The following is a 20291-nucleotide window of genomic DNA, read 5'->3' on the forward strand; positions in this document are numbered from 1 at the left end:
GCCTAGCGGTCCACTTCCCCCAGCACGATGTCGATGCTGCCGATCAGGGTGATGACGTCTGCGATCATGTGTCCCTTGACCAGGTAGGGCAGCGCGCTGACCAGGTAATACCCCGGGGATCTGATCTTCATTCGGTAGGGGTGGTTTTCCCCGTTGCCCACCAGGTAGAAGCCCAGCTCGCCTTTGGCCCCTTCCACGGCGTGATAGGTCTCGCCTGGGGGAAAGGCAAAGCCTTGGCTGGCGATCTTGAACCTGCGGATCAGATCGTCCGCGTTGTGGCGTACAGCTTCCAGATCAGGGCTTGTGGTCCAGGGATTGTCGGCCATAATCGGCCCCGGGGGCAGGTTTTCGATGGCCTGCTCGATGATCCGGACCGACTGGGTGAACTCTTCCATGCGCACCAGATACCGGTCGTAGGTGTCCCCGTCCTCTCCGATGGGGATCTGGAAGTCAAAGTCCTCGTAGCTGGAGTAGGGCGCGGCTTTGCGCACATCATAAGCAATGCCGGAACCGCGGAGACTGGGGCCGGTGAAGCCGTAGTCCACGGCGGTGTCGGCCGGAATGACTCCGATCCCTTTGGTCCGCTTCATCCAGATGGCGTTCTGGGTCAGCAGTTGGTGGTACCCGTCGATGGCCTTGGGCATCTTGCGGACGAACTCCCGGACCTTGCGGACAAACTCAGGGGTGATGTCCTGGGAAACACCTCCGATGCGCATATAGCTCGGGGTCAACCGGTATCCGGAGGCTTCCTCGGTGATGTCCATGGCCAGTTCACGGTCGGCGAAGGCGTAGAAGATGGGGGTCATGGCCCCGATGTCCAGAGCATGGGTGCCCAGCCAGAGCTGATGGCTCATGATCCGGGCCAGCTCGGCCATTATGACCCGCAGATACTGCGCCCGTTTGGGGACCTCCAGGCCAAGAAGCTTTTCCACGGCGGTGCAGAATCCCAGGTTGTTGGCCGAGGCCGCGGCATAGTCCAGGCGGTCGGTCAAGGGGATGATCTGCTGCGCGGTCTTGTGCTCGGCCATCTTTTCGAACCCGCGGTGCAGATAGCCCACATGGGGGTGGGCACGGACGATGGTCTCGCCCTCGAGCTCGAGTTCCAGCCGCAATACCCCGTGGGTAGCCGGGTGATGGGGCCCCATGTTCAGGAGCATGGTCTTTGTTTGTGTGCTCATGATCACTCCAGCGCGTTTGGAATCCGGCAAGGCTGGTCGATATCTGAGGCAAAGGCTGAGTTGACCTCCAGGGTGTGGAAGTCGAAGTCGTCCACATCGTAGTTGCCGTGCAGGGGGAAGTCTTTGCGCAGCGGATGGCCTTCAAAGGAATCCCAGGTCAGGATGCGGCGCAGGTCCGGGTGATTTAGGAAATGGATGCCCATCAGGTCGTATACTTCCCGTTCCCCCCAATTCGCCGAGCGCCAGACTCCGGCTACCGAGGGGACCGGTTCGTCCTCAGCCACCGCAAGGTGCAGGACAAGCCGGTGGGTATTGGCTATGGAGTACAGGATGTAGACCAGGTCGAAACGCGGGGTGCGCGGGGTCCAATCCGTGGCTGTGATATCGGTTAGCATGGTGTAGCGCAGGGCTGGATCGTCCCGCAAAAAGCGCATGAAAGCGAGGAGGTCGTCCCCCTTGAGATTGAGAGTGAGATGCAGCTGTCCGTAGGGTTGGTCCGAGGAGGCCACTGCCTGAGGGAAGCCTTGGGTCACAGCGGCCAGCACCTGGGAATTATCCATGCATATTCCTCCTGGACTCAATGTTATCCCGGATGGTTCATGTCCGGAAACAGGGGGCTACGCCGACAGTTCACTGCTGTCCTGGCGCATATCCACCCGCTCGGTCTTGATCTTTTCCTGCAGGGTCATCAGGGAGGCCAGCAGGGTTTCCATCCGCGGGGGGCATCCCGGGACGTAAATATCCACAGGGATGATCTTGTCCACCCCCTGCAGCACAGCGTAGCTCCTGAACTGCCCTCCGGCGCAGGCACAGGCGCCCATGGCGATTACCCATTTGGGTTCGGCCATCTGGTCATAGACCCGCTTGACCTGGGGAGCCATCTTCATAGTTACGGTGCCGGCTACAATGAGCAGGTCGGATTGCCGGGGAGAGGGGCGGAAGACCTCGGCCCCGAATCGGGCCATGTCGTAATGAGGCATCATGGTGGCCATCATCTCCAGGGCGCAGCAGGCAAGCCCGAAGGTGCAGGGCCAGACCGAGTTCTTGCGTGCCCAGTTGACAACGGTGTTCACGCTGCTCACGATAAGATTGTCACCGTGCAGATGTGATTCTAGTCCCATTCCAATGCTCCGCTTTTCCATTCGTACACAAAGCACACCAGCAGGATGCCGATGAAGACCAGGACCCCGAAAAAGCCGGCCAATCCCAGGCTGCCCAGGTGGACGGCCCAAGGATAGAGGAAGACGCACTCCAGGTCGAAAATGAGAAAGAGCAAGGCGACGACATAAAATTTGATGGGGGTCTGCGTGTACTGGATGCCTTCACTGGGCAGCCCGCATTCGTAGGAGGCGTCTTTGACTGCAGTTTGGCGTCTCGGGCCGAGGAGGGAAGACAGGAGAACCGTAACCAGACCGAAACTCACAGCAATGAGAATGAGGTAGGCAAGTGGGATGTATTCCAGGAGCATAGCCGATCCTCCACCGAAAAGGGGTGTGTACCGAGGCGTGCATACTCTGCTTGTGAAATGCTGAACTAGCACGAGGCCGTCTGCCAGTCAACCCCTGGTCAAGAAAAAATATCTCCCGGAAAAGCAGGTCATCACTTAACGCAACTTCGCTTTTCCAACATTGCTGCGCAGACGAAAATCCAGGCCTTCGGCCCGGGGCTGAAGGCCGCCCCCGCCGGGGCCGGGGTTGCAAAAGTTCTGGAAGCAGGTACAAACTGTTCACAGTTTGGTGGGCGTGGGCCCTTACTTGAGGATGTGGAGGCGATTCATGGATTGGAAGGGCTATGACCAGAATTGCAGGCCTGTTGTTTGATTTTGACGGGACGCTCGCTGAGCTGCATATAGATTTCGAGGCCATGCGCAGACAGGTTGCTGAACTGGCTGCGGTATTCATGGATCAGGCCCCGGAGGCTTCGACTGCTCCGGTGCTGGAATGGATCGATCAGCTGGCGGCCCGGATGAGCCGGGATCTCCCCAGGGAGGACGTCCTGGAGTTCCGCAGCCGGTGCAGGATGCGCCTGGTCGGTCTGGAAATGAAGGCGGCGGCCCGGGGCAGGCTCTTTCCGTTCACCCAAGGGGTCCTGGCCGGACTGCAGGACAAGGGGGTGCGGACCGCAGTAGTTACTCGGAACTGCACTCCGGCGGTGAAAACGGTGTATCCGCAGATCATGCAGGAGGTGGACTGTCTCCTGGCCCGGGAGGATGTGCAGCGGGTCAAGCCCGATCCCGATCATCTGCTCCAGGCGATCCGGACCCTCGGGGTGCGGCCGGAGGAGTGCTGTATGGTCGGTGACCATTGGCTGGACATTCAGGCTGCCCACAGGGCGGGGATACGCAGTGCGGCCGTGCATACCGGCCGGATATCGGGCTTAGAATTGGCCCGGTACGGTCCGGATTTCTCGGTTCCGGACGTCCACAGCCTGGTCCGCGAGTTGAGCCGTTTTGGGCTGCTCCAGGCGGACTGCCGGGACCGGACTTGTTGACCCTGGACAATCGCGGGGCTAGGCTGAATGCTGACCGTGGTCCAGAAGGTAAAAAAAACTCGATGATCGTTTGCGGGACAACGGTGCCTGTTTTGCCTGGGCCCGGACTGCGAGCTGTGGACAAATCTACGGAGGACTTGTGATATGTGCCTGGCGGTTCCTACCCGGGTGACAGAGGTCAGAGAGCAGACCGCCGTGTGCAGTGTGCACGGCGGGGAAACCGAGGTGGAGGCCTCCCTCCTGCTCATGGACGAGGAGGTCCGGGCCGGGGACTATGTCCTGCTCCATGCCGGCTTTGCCCTGCGCAGGCTGGAGGAGGGCGAGGCCCGGGAGACCCTGGCTCTGCTGCAGGAGATGGCGGGGGAAGGCTCTTGAGCCTGGGTCCCGATGGTTCGGTGCAGGGCGCCCCGCGTGATTGGATGTGGGGGAACAAGGAAGGAAGCGACTGATGAAGTACATAATCTTCGAAGACTTCGGCGGTCACCAGACCCCGATCCTGTTCCCGGGCCGGATCCTGCACGAGGAGATGCGGGACCAGATTCCCTATGCCCGGGTGCTTTCTGCCGGGGAAGTGGAATGCATTGGCGGTGAATTTGTGTGTCGGGGACGGTCCAAGGCCTTGGGGGTCAAGGCCTCTGCTGAGGACGCAGCTGTCATCTCCGCTCATTTCGCCGGTCAGGAATCAGATACTTGAATGGGCGCAACACAAAGGTTTCGCCACAGCATGGAGGATACTATGTCTTGGCGCACAATTGGTCTTGGACCGGTGCTCGGCCTGCTTCTGCTGGGGTTGGTGTCCACCGCGGCCACGGCAGCCCTGCCTCAGTTTGTCGATCTGGCCAGGGAGGCCAGCCCGGCCGTGGTCAATATCAGCACTGTCAAGGTTGTGGAGTCGGCGGACCCGATGCAGAGATTTCTGGAGCCTTTCCAGCGCAGAGGAAGTCCGTTTGAGGAATTCTTTGACCAATTCTTCGGCCAGCTGCCCCAAAAACGGAGGGAGCAGGCCCTGGGGTCCGGGTTCATCATCTCCAGGGACGGATATGTGGTGACCAACAATCATGTGGTGGAAAAGGCGGATGAGATCCAGGTCATACTCAAAGGAGGGGATGACTCCTTTCCGGCCGAGATCGTGGGCCGGGACCCGGAGACCGATCTGGCCCTGCTCAAGATCGAGGCCGAGAGGGATCTGCCCACGTTGGGCTTCGGCAACTCCGACCAGCTGCAGGTCGGACAGTGGGTCATGGCCATCGGCAACCCGTTCGGCCTGGATCACACAGTGACCGCAGGGATCATCAGCGCCAAAGGGAGGGTGATCGGAGCCGGTCCCTACGACAACTTTCTGCAGACGGATGCATCCATCAATCCCGGGAACAGCGGAGGGCCGCTGCTGAACATGGAGGGAGAGGTGGTGGGCATCAACACGGCGATTGTGGCCGCCGGACAGGGCATAGGATTCGCCATTCCCGCTTCCATGGCTGAAGAGATCATTTCCGAGCTCAAGAGCCACGGGTCCATCAAAAGGGGCTGGCTGGGGGTGAGCATTCAGGACGTGGATCAGAACACGGCCAAGGCCCTTGGGCTGACTGAAGCCAAAGGGGCCCTGGTGGCCTCGGTGACAGAAGGCGATCCGGCGGACAAGGCCGGGATTCGACCCGGGGACGTTATTGTGGCCGTGAATGGAACGTCGATCCAGGACGCCCATGAATTGACCCGGACCATCGGGGCCCTGCCCCCTGAGGACAAGATCAAGCTGACCATTTGGCGTGCAGGCAAGGTCAAGGAAGTGAAGGTCACCCTTGGAGAGCGGCATGCCGGCATGGAGCCCGGAGCTGATGGAGACAGAGGGGCGGAAGGCCCGGAAGCCCTGGGGATGCGCCTGCGGGCGGTGACCCCTGAAGATGCCAGGCGTCTGCGGCTGCCTGAGGCCGAGGGGCTGCTGGTTGCGGAGGTGGCAGAGTCCTCAAAGGCGGCGCGGGCGAATATCGTTCCCGGGGATGTGATCCTGGAGGCCAATGGACAGAAGGTCGACTCTCTTCAGAGATTCCGGGATGTACTGCAGGGTGACGCAGCGGATAAGGGCGTGATCCTTCTGCTTGTGTACAGGGAAGGGCAGACCCTGTTTCGAACCATTCCTCTGGAGGATTGAGGACGGGGTGCCGGGCTCGTCCCGTACCCCGAATCTTTGCTGTCAGCCGGATCGCAGACAAAATCGACCCCGGCGGCTGGAGAACCCTCGCGCGCATCCCGTCCGCCGGACCCAATGCTTCCAGGAGCCCATGTCCAGCAGTGAGCCACATATTCTGCACGCAGGCTGCAAGGTCAACATCTACCTGCGTATTGTAGGGACCAGACCCGACGGGTACCATGAGCTGCGCAGCCTGTTTCTGCCCTTGGCCGATCCCAGGGATGAGCTGTACGTGACCCGGTCGGAGGCTGGGCCGGGCCTGGTTCTGGAGTGCACCAGCCCCGGACTGTCCGGAGGGAACAATATCCTGCACCGGGCATTCGACGTTTTCGCCGGGGAGACCGGGTGGAGGCCCGGGGTGCAGGTCCGCCTGGAAAAAAACATCCCCCAGGGAGCTGGGTTGGGCGGGGGAAGCTCGGACGCGGCCGCCTTGCTCACGCATCTCAATGCCCAGTGCCCCAGGCAGATGCGCCTGGGAGAGGACAAACTGATCAAGGCAGCAGCCGAGGTCGGGGCCGACGTTCCCTTTTTCCTGCAGCACTCCCCGGCCTGGGTGACCGGAATCGGAGAACGAGTAGAACCGGTCAACTTGGCCTGGAGCAGTGGATGGCTGCTCACGGTATGTCCGGATGTCCAGGTCCAGACGGCCTGGGCCTACGCGGCCTGGGACCGGGAGGTAGGCCTCAAAGGGGGAGAGCCCTGGTTGACAAGAGGTGAAAAACCGGATAAGGGTTCCGCCTGCGCTGCGGGACGTGTGCTGTACAACAGCTTTGAGCGGGTGGTTTTCACCGCCTGCCCCGAACTCCGGGATTTGAAGCTGCGTCTATTGCAGTATGGGGCCAAAGGGGCTGTCCTCAGCGGTTCCGGTGCAGCACTGGTCGGTCTGTTCACAACGGAGCAGGAGTGCCGACGAGCCGGGCAAGGGCTCGAAAACGATCAAACCAAAGTTTTTGCTCAAGCAGTTGACCCGTGCTGGGGTGTAGCCAAGTGGTAAGGCAACGGGTTTTGGTCCCGTCATTCGGAGGTTCGAATCCTTCCACCCCAGCCAATTGCCCCCTTTCCTTCCCGACGTTCGAAACCGTCCGGCATCACGATATCCACCGATTCATCAGAACAGACCATGAGCAGCCGGTATCTGGCTGCAAGCAGCACATGTTTGATGAAGGCGGACCACGAATGTGGAGGTTTCCTGAACTCAAGCAAGCGGATGTGCCATGAAAAGCTATGGTGATTTGAAGCTGATTACCGGAAATGCCAATCCTGAACTGGCTCAGGCCATCGGCCGGCACCTGGATTGCCCGCTGACCCCGTCATTGACCAAGGAGTTCAGCGACGGCGAGATCCGGGTCGAGGTCGGAGACAACGTCCGCGGACAGGATGTCTTTGTCCTTCAGCCCACCTGCAGGCCGGTGAACCGTTCCCTGGTCGAGCTCTGCCTGATGCTCGACGCCCTGAAACGGGCCAGTGCGAAGCGGATAACCGCCGTTGTCCCCTATTACGGATATGCCCGCCAAGACAGGAAGGTCGTGCCCCGGGTTCCGATCAGCGCCAAGATGGTGGCCGACTTCATGACCGTGGCCGGTGCGAACAGGCTTTTGACCGTTGATCTCCACGCCGGACAAATTCAGGGGTTTTTCGATCTGCCCGTGGACAATCTCTACGCCTCCAGGGTGCTTTTGGAGTCCTTGCGCAATGAAAACAACGAACTGGTGATCATATCCCCGGACGCCGGAGGGACCGAACGGGCCCGGGCCTATGCCAAAAGGCTGTCCGCGGGGCTGGCCATCGTGGACAAGAGACGGGATCAGCCCAATCAGGCCCAGGCCATGAATATCATCGGGGATGTGCGGGGCAAGACCGCCATCGTGGTCGACGACATGATCGATACTGCCGGGACCATGGTCGCCGCCGCAGACGCCCTCCGGGATCACGGGGCGAGCTCGGTTATGGCCTGCTGCTCTCATCCCGTGCTTTCCGGGCCGGCCATAGAACGGATCGAGCGGTCAAGCTTGAGTAAGGTCTTGGTCACTGATACCATACCTTTGCAGGAAGATGCGGCCCAATGCCCAAAATTTGAAGTGGTCTCGGTGGCTCCCCTTCTGGCCCAGGCGATTTGGAACATCCATTCCGAGTCCTCGGTCAGCACCCTGTTTACATAAAAACGACGATCTCATGAATCATGGAGGATAGACAGTTATGGCCCAGCAGTACACCCTCGAGGTCCAGCGTCGGGAAGAGAGCGGGAAGAACGCCATTCATCGTCTGAGGCAAAAGGGGCTCATTCCCGGAGTCTATTACAACTACACAAAAGGGGAGAATATCCCCATCCAGGTCTCCTACGGGCCGTTTGAGCGGATTTTTTCCCGGGCTCACAAGAGCAATGTCATCGATTTGACCATTAAGGACGGCCAGTCCCAGATCACCCGGCCGGTCCTGATCTGGGACGTGCAGAATCATCCGGTCAAGGACCTCTACCTGCACATGGACTTTATCGGGGTGGACCTGAAGCAGAAGATGGACGTGGATGTGCCGGTCACTGTTTCCGGTCAGGCCAAGGGCGAGGCCGAAGGAGGCATTGTCACCGTGTATCGCGATGCCCTTTCAGTCACCTGCCTGCCGACGAATATACCGGATCAGATCGAGATCGACGTCAGTGAGCTGGAGATCAATGATTCCATTACGGTCCAGGACCTGAAACTCCCGGAAGGGGTTGTGGTCAAGGACGCGGATGAGAACTACGCAGTGGTGGGGGTTGCTCCTCCCGCCGCGGAAGAGCTGCCTGAAGAGGAGGAAGGCGCTGAGGGCGAAGGCGCTGAAGAGCAGGCCGGCGAGGCTGGAGCTGAATCCTCCGGAGGCGAGGGCGACGAAGAATAAATCAGGAATACGGTGCAGACGCGCCCCAGGGCCGCCCTGCGGCGCGTCTGCACCGTTGTACCCGCCTGAGTACGTGCAATCCTTAAGGCCGGTCAGGTCGCACCCCACATGCCCGCCATAGATTTCGCCATTGTCGGACTCGGCAATCCCGGAGCCCGGTATGAACGCACTCGACACAACATCGGGTTCATGGCTATTGATCATCTGCTGCGTCGGGAGAAGGACTTTACTGCCCCTGCAGGCAGCAAGAAGAGCCGGGCAGAGTGTTGGCAGTGGGATCTGCCCGAGGGAAGCCGAGTCCTGCTGGCCAAGCCCCAGACCTATATGAATCGAAGCGGTCTGGCGGTAAAGGCCTTGTGCGCAGGCTATGGCCTGCAGCCGGCCAAGGTGGTTGTGATCCACGACGAGCTGGATCTGGCCCTGGGCCAGGCCCGGTTCAAGTACGGCGGGGGACTGGCCGGACACAACGGCCTGCGGTCTGTGGCCGCAGAGCTGGGAACCAGGGACTTCTACCGGATCCGGCTGGGCATTGGCCGTCCAGAGCCCGGGCGGGAGGTGATCAGCCATGTCCTGACCTCCTTTGCCCCCTGGGAGCAGGAGCAGTTGCCGAAGGTTCTGGAGAGAACGGCGGAAGGCATTCGGATTCTGTGCACCCGGGGGATGCAGGCGGGGATGAACTTTCTGCATGCGGATGTGGAGTCGGCCCACCATCCATGAACCGGACCCGCGGAACCAGGGTGTGCAGCCGGGACAGAACAACGGTTTGCCCCGCCGGGAGCTGTGCCCTCCGGGATAGGGGCAAACAGCCGAGTTGATCTGGACTCTTTATTCAGCCTGTGCTAGCTTACGGTGATCGGGGATATTAGGCTTATGCCAGGAGGCTGAACAAAGTGTTTCACATACATCAACTTGTCGTCTACCCAGCCCAGGGAGTGGGCCGGGTGGAGGATATCACCAGCCAGGAAGTCGGTGGAGCGACCAGCGAGTTCTACGTCGTCCGGATCTTGAACAATGACGGGACCCTGCTGGTGCCGGTCAAGAATGCGGCGAATGTCGGGCTGCGCACGATCTGCGATCAGGAGTACGGGGTTCAGGTCCTGACCTCCATGCAGGACTGGTCGGATTTCAAGGGCTATGCCGGGCAGAACTGGAACCGTCGCTATCGGGAGTATTCGGAAAAGCTGAAGACCGGGAAACTGGAGGATGTCGCCTATGTTCTCAAGGAACTGATCCTCATTTCCCAGGACAAGGACCTGTCCTTTGGAGAGAGACGGCTCATGGAGCAGGCAATGGGCCTGATCAGCATGGAGCTGGCCTGTGCCATGAACCGGCAGCAGAGTGAGGTTCAACAGGAAATCGAGGGCATATTCCAGGATGTGCTGAAAAAGAACGAGCTGTGAGCCCGGGTACCCGGGATGGGCCGATTCTTTCGATCTCGCCGCAGGCTGTCCGCTCTGAGTTTTTTCGCAGCCGATATTGACGTCATATACTCCCAGCCGTTGCTATAAATTCCACACTTCCACCTCTTTCTCAGATGCCGCCGCGCACTGTGGACTGCGATCCCGCACTGTCCCCGGAGCTCCGGCGGTCAGTCCTGGACGGGGACAGTAATACGCCCCGGCCCAGGTGGAGCCAAACCCAGTCCGACTGTGCCGCGGACCCGGATCTTTTCCAAGGAACGTGCAAGGAAATGGATTGTCCTGACCAGTGCAGATGCCGCACCAGCCAGGTGCCGCCCTGGGCCGGGGCCGTCCACGCCTGTATTTTAAGACATAAAGTGGAATTTTGGTCATGAGCGTTTGCCGTATATTCCACAGTCAGCGTCGAAGAACCCGTATTCGAGATCATGAACGTTAATCACCAACCCCTTTGATGGAGAGAGCGGAGTATGGAAACGAATTCCATAATGAACCTGTCGGAAATGAAGAAGCGATCAATGAACGAGCTGATGCAGCTTGCCGCCGAGTACGAGGTGGAAAACCCCAGCAGTCTGCGCAAGCAGGAGCTGATCTTTGCCATTTTGCAGGCCTGTTCCTCACAGAACGGGAATATCTACGGCGAAGGGGTGTTGGAGATCCTTCCGGACGGATTCGGCTTCCTGCGTTCTCCGATGTACAACTACATGCCCGGACCGGACGATATCTATGTTTCCCCCTCCCAGATCAGAAGGTTCGGCCTGCGCAAAGGGGATGTTGTTTCCGGACAGATTCGCCCGCCCAAGGAAGGGGAGCGCTATTTCGCCCTGCTTCGGGTCCAGCAGGTGGGATTCGACCGGCCGGAGGAGTCCAAGCGCCTGGTCCTGTTCGATAATCTGACCCCTGTCTATCCGGACGAACGGTTTGTGATCGAGAATGGGGCTGAAAACTACTCCTCCAGGATCATCGATCTGCTCACCCCGATCGGGAAGGGCCAGCGGGGGCTGATCGTGGCCCCTCCCCGGACCGGAAAGACCATGCTCATGCAGACGGTGGCCAATTCAATCAACACCAATCATCCGGATGCCTATCTCATCGTCCTGCTCATCGACGAGCGCCCGGAGGAAGTGACCGATATGGAGCGCACGGTGACCGGAGAGGTGGTCAGCTCCACATTCGACGAGCCCCCGCAGCGGCATGTGCAGGTGGCCGAAATGGTTCTGGAGAAGGCCAAGCGCCTGGTGGAGCGCAAGCGGGACGTGATCATCCTGCTGGATAGCGTCACCCGCCTGGGCCGGGCCTACAACGCGGTCACTCCCTCTTCCGGACGGGTCCTCTCCGGGGGGCTGGACGCCAACGCCCTGCAGCGCCCGAAACGGTTTTTCGGCGCAGCCCGGAACGTGGAGCAGGGAGGAAGCCTGAGCATCATCGCCACCGCGCTGATCGACACCGGCTCGCGCATGGACGAGGTCATTTTCGAAGAGTTCAAGGGCACAGGGAACATGGAGATTTATCTGGACCGTTTCCTGGCCGACAAGCGGGTGTTCCCGGCCATCGATCTGACCAGGTCCGGCACCCGCAAGGAGGAGCTCCTGCTCAGCCCCGATGTGCTGAACCGGGTCTGGATCCTGCGCAAGCTTTTGTCTTCCATGAACTCGATCGACGGGATGGAGTTCATGCTGGACAAGATGCGGGGCACCAAAAGCAACCAGGAGTTCCTGGACATCATGAACAAATAGGCTGGAGCCCCTGTGTTTCGCTGCTGGCATATCCTGGTCTGCATCCTGCTCACCGTTGCTCTGATATTTCCGCCCAATGTCCGGGCCGCATTCGGTGAGTTCGGGATCAAGGACGAGGCGGAGCTGGGCGAGAAGTTCAAGATCCTGATGCAGGCCCAGTTCCCCTTGGTCAAGGATCCCTATGTCCTGGACTATATCCAGGGCATATTGGATCGGGTCAAGGATACCCTCCCTCCCCAGCCCTTTCCGGTTCGAATCAACGTCATGCTGGACCCGTCCATCAACGCCTTTGCCGCTCCGGCCGGGTATGTATTCGTCAATACAGGGCTTATCCAGCAGATGGAGAACGAAGACGAGATTGCGGCTGTCATCGCCCACGAGCTGGCCCACGTTTCGGAGCGGCATATCGCCCAGCGCATTGCCCAGTCCCAGATCATCAGCATCGGTACCCTGGTCGGCGTTCTGGCCGGAGCGCTTCTCGGAGCCGGGGGGGCCGCCCTGGGCCAGGCCCTGAGCGTGGGGGCCATGGCCGGCGGACAGGCCGCCTCGCTGAAATACAGCCGGGACGACGAGCGGGAAGCGGACCGGCTCGGGCTGCGTTTCTTGACCGGGGCTGGATACGAACCCCAGGCCATGATGCGCACCTTCCAGCGCATGCTGGAACAGATGCGGATGAGCGGAAGAAACAAACCTCCGGACTATATGCTGACCCACCCCGGGCTCGGAGAGCGGATCGGCTCGGTCCAGGACATGGTCAGCTATTACCGGCCCAAGCCTCCACTGGCCAAGGAGGATACCCAGGCCTTGGAACGGGTCCAGATGCTCATCCGGACCAAGTATTCCCGGAACCCGGAGCAGTCCTCCCTTCTCGGCAGGGATGACCAAGAGCTGAACTGTCTGGAGCTTTTGGGCAAGGGTATTGTCCTGGCCAAGCTGCACCGGATGAACCGGGCTGAAAAGACGTTCGCCCGGGCCCTGGAGTGCAGACCGGATCACCCGCTGTGGCTGCGGGAGGCCGGGTGGTTCGCTTTTCAGAACGGAGACTACGCCCGGGCCAGGACCCTTTTGGACCGTTCTCTGCAGGCCAACCGGGGCGATTATCTGGCCCGCTACTATCGGGCCAGAGTCTTGGCCGAGACCGGGGAGCCGGACCGGGCGGCCGCCGACCTGCAGAAGGTCTTGGAGTCGGTGCCCCAGGACTGGCAAGTACACCGGGCCCTGGGCCGCATCGTGGGGCAAAGCGGAGACCACTTCCGGGGCTACCTGCACCTGGCTTACTCCTACCTCTATGCCCATCGCATGGAGCAGGCGGCCAAGTTCATGGACCAGGCCCGGGCCCAGGCTGAAACCACGGATCAGAAAGACCAGGTCAGCGCCCTGGAGAAGGAGTACAAGGAACGCAAAGAGATCCTGTAGGTGTAATCGTTCAGGGGGCTGAACGCGTACCTGCAGATAGGGCCCAAAGGTTGACAGGACAGTGGCTGAGCAGGTACTGAGCAGCAGCTATGGCGTGAAAGTACCCGAGTTCAGCTAAGATTTAAGGAAGCAAGGAGGCGGTATGTTGTGGCAAGACGTGGCCTATGCCATGGGACAGAGTGCCGGTGGAGCCGGGGGGCAGAATCCTTTGGTGGCATTTATGCCCCTGATCATTCTTTTTGTAATCTTTTATTTCCTTTTGATTCGCCCCCAGCAGAAAAAGGCCAAAGAACACAAGGAAATGCTCAACAATCTGAAACGAGGGGACTCGGTGATCACCGGGGGAGGCCTCTATGGCCGGATCAACGCGATCAATGAGGATGTGTTGACCCTGGATCTGGGCGGCGGACAGGAAGTTAAGGTCAACCGCGGATATATCGCCACAGTCACCGACAAGAAGGTCGTGGAGTCCGGAAAGAAAGAGAAGAAGGCCAAGACCGAGGCCAAGGCTGAGGACAAATCCAAGGCTGAAGACACGACCACGACTGACGAATAGACTCGGCCGGCTGCTCGAGCTGTACCCCGGCAAAGGGGCCGCGGACCATTGTGGAGGTCAGTCCAGGATGGGCCCGGCCTCAGTCCACGTCCGGGATGCGGTCGAAACTGCAGCTGTCGGCTCGGATACGTAAAGGACTTTGTATGAGCGGCTTGCGTTGGCGGATTGTTGCGGCGGTTCTGGTTGTCGGCCTGGCGGCGGTGTATGCCCTGCCGTCCATCTTGCCGGACAAGGGGCCGCTATCGTCTGTTTTTCCGGACAAAGAGGTCAATCTGGGGTTGGATCTCAAGGGTGGGATCAATCTCATTCTCGGGGTGGACATGCAGACCGCTGTGAACAACACCCTGGAGCGCATGGGCGAGGAACTCCGGGCTGAGGCCCGGGAGGACAAGATCATCGTCTTGAGTCCCCAGGTCGGGTCCGAGGGCAAGCTGCACTTCGAGCTGCTGACCAGATCGAAGGAAAAGGCCCTGGATGACCTTTTGGACAACTACTACGCCGATCAGCTGCGGCTGGACTCCAAGGAACCCGGGGACCGGCGGATTCGGTATACAGTGTCCATGACCTCCCAGTACCGGGAAAAGCTGCAGAAGATGACCATTGATCAGGTCCTGAAGGTCATCCGGAACAGGATTAACCAGTTCGGGGTCACCGAGCCGGATATCCGCAGGATGGAAAACAATCGCCTCCAGGTTCAGCTGCCCGGGCTGGAAGACGCTCAACGGGCTGTGGATCTGATTCAGCAGACCGCGCATTTGGAGTTTCAGCTGGTCGACGACGAGGCGGATGTGGACAAGGCGACCAAGGGGGTTGTTCCCCCCGGGAGCGAGCTGGCCTACTTGCAGAAGCCACAGCCGGACGGCTCCTATACCCGGCAGCCCATCGTCCTGGAGAAAAACGTCCTCCTCAGCGGGGAATACATCACCGATGCCCAGGTGGCCTTTGATCAGTTCAATCAGCCCTATGTGGCCTTGAGCTTCGACCGGCAGGGGGCCAGAATATTTGAGCGGGTGACCGGAGAAAACGTGCACGAGCGCCTGGCCATTGTGCTGGACGAGAAGGTCTATTCCGCACCCACTATTCAGGAAAAGATCAGCGGGGGACGGGCCAGCATCACCGGACAGTTCTCCATGCAGGAGGCCCACGATCTGGCCATCGTCCTGCGCGCCGGCTCCCTGCCCGCGCCGGTGGATATCCTTTCCGAACGCAGCGTTGGGGCCTCCCTGGGCCAGCAATCCATCGAGCAGGGCATCCGGTCCATTGTGGTCGGCGGGATCCTGGTTCTGCTGTTCATGGTCGTGTATTACGGGATCGGCGGCCTGATTACGGATATCCTCCTGTTTTTGAATATCCTGCTCATCGTGGCGGTCCTGGCCGGGTTCGGGGCCACGCTTACCCTGCCCGGGATCGCGGGGATCATCCTGCTCATCGGTATGGCCGTGGATGCCAGCGTCCTGATCTACGAACGGATCAGGGAAGAGCTTCGCAGGGGGCTCAGTCCCAGAAAGGCTGTGGATGAAGGGTTTTCCCGGGCCACGTTGACTATTGTGGACGCCAATGTGACCACCATCGTGGCCGCAGTCATCCTCTATCAGTTCGGCACCGGACCCATCCGGGGCTTTGCGGTCACCCTGTCCATTGGTGTCTTGGCCTCCATGTTTACCGCTATCTTTGTCTGCCGCATCTTTTTCGATCTCTGGCTGCGGCAGCGCAAGCCGGGCTCAAGTCTGAACCTATAGGCCTGTCTGGCCCGCGGGAAGGGCCGACAGGCATATTCATGGGCCGGCAACCATCGGACCGGACCAGCGAACCACAGCACAAACACTAAGGATGCTTTGCATATGGGCCTTCGGATCATCAAACCGGACACAAACATCGATTTCATGGGCAAGCGGGTGGTGGCCATGATCGCCTCGATCCTGGTCCTCGCCTTGGGGCTTGGAGCCGTCATCTACAACGGCGGGCTGAACTATGGGATTGATTTTGCCGGAGGCATCAATATTCAGGTCAAGTTTGCCCGGGACGTGGAGGTCCGGGAGATCTCGCAAGCATTGAGGGGCCAGGGACTTCCGGAGATCAGGGTGCAGGAGCTTGGTCTGGACCGGGCCAATGAGTATTTGCTGCGCATCTCCGCTCTGGACGTGAATGCCGAAGAAATGCGGGACCGGATCGGGACCGTCCTCTCGGAGAATATGACGGTGGATTCGACAATACAGCGCCTGGAGATGGTGGGTCCCAAGGTCGGGGCGGACCTGAAGAACAAGGCCCTGCAGGCCTTGTTCTATGCCGTGCTGTTCATCTCCATCTATATCTCCGGCCGATTCGAGCAGCGGTGGATGACCGCGGGGATCATGGCCGCCGGGTTGCTGACCGGACTCTATGTTTTGGGTCTGCTGGCCCTTCCCCTGGCCTATCTTGTCCTGTCCGCCCTGCTTATCACCCTGGGCCTGTGCTGGTATCTGCGGCTGAATTATGCCCTGGGCGCGGTTGTGGCCCTGATTCACGACGTGCTGATCACGGTGGGCATCTTCGCCCTGTTGGGCAAGGAGTTCGATCTGACCACGGTTGCCGCCCTGCTGACCATCATTGGGTATTCCTTAAACGATACCATCATCATTTATGACCGGATCAGGGAAAACCTGCGCTCCAAAAATGCCCCGCCCCTTTTTCAGACTATAAATCGCAGCGTGAATCAGACCCTGAGCCGAACCCTGCTCACTTCAGGGACTACCCTGATGGTTGTCCTGTGCCTGATCATCCTGGGCGGAGGTGTTATCCACGATTTCGCCCTGGCCCTGCTGATAGGTATTTTGGTGGGAACGTATTCCTCCATTTTCGTGGCCGGATCCCTGCTTCTGGGCATCGGCCCCACCCCTGAGAATGAGCCGGAGGAGGAGGCGGTCCAGGCGGCGTAGGTTCAGAGGTCAGAGGACAGAGGGCAGAAGTAAGAGGTCAGAGGACAGAGGGCAGAGTAACGCTGAGGATCACTGGCGCGAAGAATGAGCGTCCAGTGCATCCGTTTGTTGTGATTTTCTTTCTTCGGGTTCGTAATCGCTAGCGGGATCGGGATCGATAGGCTGAGGGTTCCTGCTGCACCGAAGACATATCTTTTCGATTTCGATAGCGAGCCCGATTTCGATTTGGATTAACCCAACTATTACCTCATACCAGTTTTTCATACAAACCCACATGCCTGCCAAGGCGCAGGCACGCTTGCGCTAACGAAGTATAAAAACGATTTTGATACCGATACCGATACCGATACTGATGCCGATACCGACTGGGAGCGGTTACTCAATCGGATCCTGATAACTATTAACTGATAACTCATAACAGTAAAAGAGCTGAGCTTCCATCCATGATCAGAATCAATGAGCATTACCGCAAGCTGCAGTCCTCGTACCTGTTTGCCGAGATCAAGCAGCGAGTGGACGAGTACCAGAAGGCCAATCCCCAGACCCGGGTCATCAAGCTCGGGATCGGGGACGTGACCCGGGGGCTGCCCGGGGCATGCATCCAGGCCATGCACACGGCCGTGGACGAGATGGCCGAGGACGAGACCTTTCGCGGCTACGGGCCGGAGCAGGGATACGAGTTCCTGCGCCAAGCCATTGCGGACAACGACTTTCAGGCCCGGGGCGCGGACATCAAGCCGGACGAGATCTTCATCAGCGACGGGGCCAAGTGCGATACGGCCAACTTTCAGGAGCTGCTGTCCGGCGAGTCGCGGGTCGCCCTGCCAGATCCGGTCTACCCGGTATATCTGGACACCAACGTCATGGCCGGCCGGACCGGCCCGGAAAAAGACGGCCGATATCAGGGAATCACCTATCTGGAGTCCACCCGGGAAAACGGCTATATTCCGGATCTGCCCCCGGAGGCAGTGGATGTGATCTACCTCTGCTTTCCGAACAATCCCACCGGGGCGACCATCTCCAGGACCGGGCTGCAGAAATGGGTGGACTATGCCCGGGACAATAAGGCCCTGATCCTTTTCGATGCGGCCTATGAATGCTTTATCCGGGACGACAGCCTGCCCCATTCCATCTTTGAGCTTCCCGGGGCCCGGGAGGTGGCGGTTGAGTTCCGGAGCTTCTCCAAGACCGCCGGGTTCACCGGGACCCGTTGCGCGTATACCGTTGTCCCCAAAGACTGCCGGGCCTGGACGGCCGACGGGGACACGGTCTCCCTGCACGATCTGTGGTTTCGGCGCCAGAGCACCAAGTTCAACGGGGTCTCCTATCCCATACAGCGGGCGGCCGAAGCGGTGTACTCCCCGGAAGGACAGGTCCAGGTCAGGAAGCTGACCGACTTCTATCTGACCAATGCCGGAATGATCAGGCAGGCCATGACCGATCTGAGTTTTGAGTGCGTGGGGGGTGAGAACTCGCCGTATATCTGGATTTACGGCGGACGCAGCTCCCGGGAGATTTTCGATATGCTCCTGAATCAAGCCGGAGTGGTCTGCACCCCGGGCGTCGGGTTCGGACGCTGCGGAGAGAACTTTATCCGCATCAGCGCCTTCAACAGCCGGGAGAATGTGGAGGAGGCCCTGGAGCGCATCCAAAAGGCCCTGGCCTGATCCAGGGCCGGGTTGGATCGTGTGCCGTATTTTCAGACATCAGCCCTTACCCGGAGAGAAGCATGCGCCGGACACGAGTTTGGGATGCTTTGCAGGCCGACGGTCCGCAGGAGAATGTCCTGGTCAAGGGGTGGGTGCGGACCAGGCGGGATGCCAAAGGATTTTCCTTTCTGGAGATAAACGACGGGTCCTGTCTGCAGAACCTGCAGGCCGTGGTGGATCATCATCTGCCCGGAGCCGCTCTTTTGGGGGACATGCAGACCGGTGCGGCTGTGGCCCTGCGCGGGCAGCTGGCCGAGTCCCCGGGCAAGGGACAGCGTTTTGAGCTGCAGGTGGGGGAGATGGAGCTCCTGGGGCGGGCTGACCCGGAATCCTACCCCTTGCAGAAAAAACGGCACTCAGACGAGTTTTTGCGCTCCATTCCCCAAATCCGGGCCCGGACCAACAAGTACGGGGCCCTGTACCGCATCCGGTCCGAGCTGTCCTGGGCCATCCATTCCTTCTTCCATCAGCGCGCTTTCGCCTACGTACATACCCCGATCATAACCGGCCTGGACTGCGAAGGGGCCGGAGAGCTGTTCCGGGTCACCAGCCTGGACCTGGACCGGCTCCCTGCACCTGAGGAGCGGGAGGCCCGGGATTTCTTCGGACAGAAGGCCTTCCTCACGGTCTCCGGTCAGCTCACGGCCGAGGTTCTGGCCTGCGCCTTGGGCAACGTATACACCTTTGGCCCCACCTTTCGGGCCGAAAACTCGAATACGCCCAGACATGCGGCCGAGTTCTGGATGCTGGAGCCGGAGATGGCCTTCGCCGATCTGGAGGAGAACATGGATCTGGCCGAAGATCTGATCGTCTCCTGCATCTCGCATATCCGCCGGGAATGCGCCCAGGACCTGGATCTTTTCGCCCGGTTTGTGGACACCTCCCTGTACGAGACCCTGGATCTGGTCACCTCCGGTCCGTTCATCCGCCTGCCCTATGCCCAGGCCGTGGACATCTTGCAGGCTGCGCACAGGAAAAAGAAATTCGAGTATGAACCTCTCTACGGCCAGGATCTGCAGACCGAACACGAGCGCTACCTGGTGGAAACGGCCTACCGCCGGCCGGTGATCGTCCATGACTACCCCCAATCCATCAAGCCGTTCTACATGCGGATCAACGAGGACCGGGAGACCGTGGCGGCCATGGACGTCCTTCTGCCCCGGGTGGGGGAGATCGTGGGCGGCAGTCAGCGGGAAGAGCGCTATGATCAGCTGGTTGCCCGGATGGAGGAAATGGGCCTTAATACCGAGGAGTACAGCTGGTATCTGGACCTGCGCCGCTACGGAACCGTGCCGCACTCCGGATTCGGGCTGGGGTTCGAGCGCCTGCTCATGTTCATTACCGGGGTGCACAACATCCGCGACGTCCTTCCCTTTCCCCGCACGCCACAGCATCTGCAATTCTAAGCCACCCAGGCATCCGGTGGATCTCCCGGACAGAGGCGTATACCTGCGGTGATTCGAGGTGGTTTCTCGACGTAGCCCATCTTTACGCTTAACTTCGCAAAATTAGCTTAAAATTTGCCTGGATTAACTTGCCAAAAATCCGTAACCACCTGAAAATACGTAGTTACTTTAGTTATACGGTCTTTTGTAGTGACTACGAATGCAAAACTGCTTATTGACAGAATGGCCAGCCATGATAAACTCCTTGCATGTTCATCAGGGAAACAAAAAGAAAGTACAAGAATTCTAATAAGTTATATTATACACATAAGTTAGTTGAGTCAATTCGTACTCCGGATGGCCCCAGGCAAAGAGTTGTGCTTAATCTGGGCACCTTGGAGCTTTCGAAAGATAAATGGACTGAGCTGG

General features: G+C 59.6%; 20 protein-coding genes and 1 tRNA gene. 17 read left to right on the forward strand and 4 right to left on the reverse strand.

Annotated elements, in window-relative coordinates:
• Positions 1-2: 2 nt before the first annotated feature.
• From nuoD to N902_RS0102460, 4 genes are read right to left on the reverse strand one after another with little or no spacing between them, the layout of a single operon-like run.
• On the reverse strand, positions 3-1178 hold the full coding sequence (gene nuoD / locus N902_RS0102445) for an NADH dehydrogenase (quinone) subunit D (protein ID WP_034621276.1): 1176 nt from the start codon (positions 1176-1178) through the stop codon (positions 3-5).
• Between the two features lie 2 nt (positions 1179-1180).
• A complete protein-coding gene (locus N902_RS16045) occupies positions 1181-1738 on the reverse strand; it encodes an NADH-quinone oxidoreductase subunit C (RefSeq protein WP_051564157.1) in 558 nt (185 codons plus the stop codon).
• A gap of 57 nt (positions 1739-1795) precedes the next feature.
• Positions 1796-2299, reverse strand: coding sequence for an NADH-quinone oxidoreductase subunit B (locus N902_RS16050; RefSeq protein WP_034621278.1), 504 nt, complete (start codon positions 2297-2299; stop codon positions 1796-1798).
• The gene (locus tag N902_RS0102460; protein WP_027369638.1) at positions 2290-2646 is read right to left on the reverse strand and encodes an NADH-quinone oxidoreductase subunit A; all 357 of its coding nucleotides are present in this window, start codon (positions 2644-2646) and stop codon (positions 2290-2292) included. The genes N902_RS16050 and N902_RS0102460 overlap by 10 nt, the downstream gene beginning before the upstream one ends.
• A gap of 323 nt (positions 2647-2969) precedes the next feature.
• On the opposite strand from N902_RS0102460, the gene N902_RS0102465 reads away from it, so the two are divergent.
• From N902_RS0102465 to asnS, 17 genes are all read left to right on the forward strand, one after another.
• Complete coding sequence (locus N902_RS0102465; RefSeq protein WP_027369639.1) at positions 2970-3668, forward strand: HAD family hydrolase; 699 nt, start codon at positions 2970-2972, stop codon at positions 3666-3668.
• 144 nt (positions 3669-3812) lie between these two features.
• Positions 3813-4043, forward strand: a complete 231-nt coding sequence (locus N902_RS0102470) for a HypC/HybG/HupF family hydrogenase formation chaperone (protein WP_027369640.1) — start codon at positions 3813-3815, stop codon at positions 4041-4043.
• Between the two features lie 73 nt (positions 4044-4116).
• Positions 4117-4362, forward strand: a complete 246-nt coding sequence (locus tag N902_RS0102475; protein WP_027369641.1) for a hypothetical protein — start codon at positions 4117-4119, stop codon at positions 4360-4362.
• A 42-nt stretch (positions 4363-4404) separates the two neighbouring features.
• Positions 4405-5814: a DegQ family serine endoprotease gene (locus N902_RS0102480; protein WP_027369642.1), complete on the forward strand. Its 1410-nt coding sequence runs from the start codon at positions 4405-4407 to the stop codon at positions 5812-5814.
• Between the two features lie 130 nt (positions 5815-5944).
• Entirely contained in the window at positions 5945-6847 is a 903-nt protein-coding gene (ispE, locus tag N902_RS19055) for a 4-(cytidine 5'-diphospho)-2-C-methyl-D-erythritol kinase (RefSeq protein WP_084287630.1), read from the forward strand.
• Positions 6827-6901: transfer RNA gene (locus N902_RS0102490), tRNA-Gln, on the forward strand. The genes ispE and N902_RS0102490 overlap by 21 nt, the downstream gene beginning before the upstream one ends.
• A gap of 166 nt (positions 6902-7067) precedes the next feature.
• Positions 7068-8012: a ribose-phosphate diphosphokinase gene (locus N902_RS0102495; RefSeq protein WP_027369643.1), complete on the forward strand. Its 945-nt coding sequence runs from the start codon at positions 7068-7070 to the stop codon at positions 8010-8012.
• 37 nt (positions 8013-8049) lie between these two features.
• Entirely contained in the window at positions 8050-8727 is a 678-nt protein-coding gene (locus N902_RS16055; protein WP_051564159.1) for a 50S ribosomal protein L25, read from the forward strand.
• Positions 8728-8835: 108 nt separating this feature from the next.
• The gene (gene pth / locus N902_RS0102505; protein WP_027369644.1) at positions 8836-9444 is read left to right on the forward strand and encodes an aminoacyl-tRNA hydrolase; all 609 of its coding nucleotides are present in this window, start codon (positions 8836-8838) and stop codon (positions 9442-9444) included.
• A 173-nt stretch (positions 9445-9617) separates the two neighbouring features.
• Complete coding sequence (locus N902_RS0102510; RefSeq protein ID WP_027369645.1) at positions 9618-10127, forward strand: CarD family transcriptional regulator; 510 nt, start codon at positions 9618-9620, stop codon at positions 10125-10127.
• 506 nt (positions 10128-10633) lie between these two features.
• Entirely contained in the window at positions 10634-11881 is a 1248-nt protein-coding gene (rho, locus tag N902_RS0102515) for a transcription termination factor Rho (protein ID WP_027369646.1), read from the forward strand.
• A 12-nt stretch (positions 11882-11893) separates the two neighbouring features.
• Positions 11894-13297 (forward strand): M48 family metallopeptidase, encoded by a 1404-nt coding sequence (locus N902_RS0102520; RefSeq protein ID WP_027369647.1) that lies wholly within the window; start codon positions 11894-11896, stop codon positions 13295-13297.
• Positions 13298-13439: 142 nt separating this feature from the next.
• Positions 13440-13853, forward strand: coding sequence for a preprotein translocase subunit YajC (yajC, locus tag N902_RS0102525; protein WP_027369648.1), 414 nt, complete (start codon positions 13440-13442; stop codon positions 13851-13853).
• 143 nt (positions 13854-13996) lie between these two features.
• Positions 13997-15592: a protein translocase subunit SecD gene (gene secD, locus N902_RS0102530; protein ID WP_027369649.1), complete on the forward strand. Its 1596-nt coding sequence runs from the start codon at positions 13997-13999 to the stop codon at positions 15590-15592.
• Between the two features lie 102 nt (positions 15593-15694).
• Positions 15695-16768: a protein translocase subunit SecF gene (gene secF / locus N902_RS0102535; protein ID WP_027369650.1), complete on the forward strand. Its 1074-nt coding sequence runs from the start codon at positions 15695-15697 to the stop codon at positions 16766-16768.
• A gap of 443 nt (positions 16769-17211) precedes the next feature.
• Entirely contained in the window at positions 17212-18435 is a 1224-nt protein-coding gene (locus N902_RS0102540; RefSeq protein ID WP_027369651.1) for an LL-diaminopimelate aminotransferase, read from the forward strand.
• Between the two features lie 62 nt (positions 18436-18497).
• Positions 18498-19883, forward strand: a complete 1386-nt coding sequence (asnS, locus tag N902_RS0102545) for an asparagine--tRNA ligase (protein WP_027369652.1) — start codon at positions 18498-18500, stop codon at positions 19881-19883.
• Positions 19884-20291: the final 408 nt, after the last annotated feature.

The organism is Desulfovermiculus halophilus DSM 18834 (genome assembly GCF_000620765.1).
GTDB lineage: Bacteria > Desulfobacterota > Desulfovibrionia > Desulfovibrionales > Desulfothermaceae > Desulfovermiculus > Desulfovermiculus halophilus.

Coding starts and splice junctions, on each gene's coding strand:
- N902_RS0102475 (WP_027369641.1), top strand. CDS start 4,117: ATGAAGTACATAATCTTCGAAGACTTCGGCGGTCACCAGACCCCGATC.
- secD (WP_027369649.1), top strand. CDS start 13,997: ATGAGCGGCTTGCGTTGGCGGATTGTTGCGGCGGTTCTGGTTGTCGGC.
- asnS (WP_027369652.1), top strand. CDS start 18,498: ATGCGCCGGACACGAGTTTGGGATGCTTTGCAGGCCGACGGTCCGCAG.
- N902_RS0102540 (WP_027369651.1), top strand. CDS start 17,212: ATGATCAGAATCAATGAGCATTACCGCAAGCTGCAGTCCTCGTACCTG.
- N902_RS16045 (WP_051564157.1), bottom strand. CDS start 1,738: ATGGATAATTCCCAGGTGCTGGCCGCTGTGACCCAAGGCTTCCCTCAG.
- rho (WP_027369646.1), top strand. CDS start 10,634: ATGAACCTGTCGGAAATGAAGAAGCGATCAATGAACGAGCTGATGCAG.
- N902_RS16055 (WP_051564159.1), top strand. CDS start 8,050: ATGGCCCAGCAGTACACCCTCGAGGTCCAGCGTCGGGAAGAGAGCGGG.
- N902_RS16050 (WP_034621278.1), bottom strand. CDS start 2,299: ATGGGACTAGAATCACATCTGCACGGTGACAATCTTATCGTGAGCAGC.
- N902_RS0102460 (WP_027369638.1), bottom strand. CDS start 2,646: ATGCTCCTGGAATACATCCCACTTGCCTACCTCATTCTCATTGCTGTG.
- N902_RS0102465 (WP_027369639.1), top strand. CDS start 2,970: ATGACCAGAATTGCAGGCCTGTTGTTTGATTTTGACGGGACGCTCGCT.
- N902_RS0102495 (WP_027369643.1), top strand. CDS start 7,068: ATGAAAAGCTATGGTGATTTGAAGCTGATTACCGGAAATGCCAATCCT.
- N902_RS0102470 (WP_027369640.1), top strand. CDS start 3,813: ATGTGCCTGGCGGTTCCTACCCGGGTGACAGAGGTCAGAGAGCAGACC.
- N902_RS0102480 (WP_027369642.1), top strand. CDS start 4,405: ATGTCTTGGCGCACAATTGGTCTTGGACCGGTGCTCGGCCTGCTTCTG.
- yajC (WP_027369648.1), top strand. CDS start 13,440: ATGTTGTGGCAAGACGTGGCCTATGCCATGGGACAGAGTGCCGGTGGA.
- secF (WP_027369650.1), top strand. CDS start 15,695: ATGGGCCTTCGGATCATCAAACCGGACACAAACATCGATTTCATGGGC.
- pth (WP_027369644.1), top strand. CDS start 8,836: ATGCCCGCCATAGATTTCGCCATTGTCGGACTCGGCAATCCCGGAGCC.
- ispE (WP_084287630.1), top strand. CDS start 5,945: ATGTCCAGCAGTGAGCCACATATTCTGCACGCAGGCTGCAAGGTCAAC.
- nuoD (WP_034621276.1), bottom strand. CDS start 1,178: ATGAGCACACAAACAAAGACCATGCTCCTGAACATGGGGCCCCATCAC.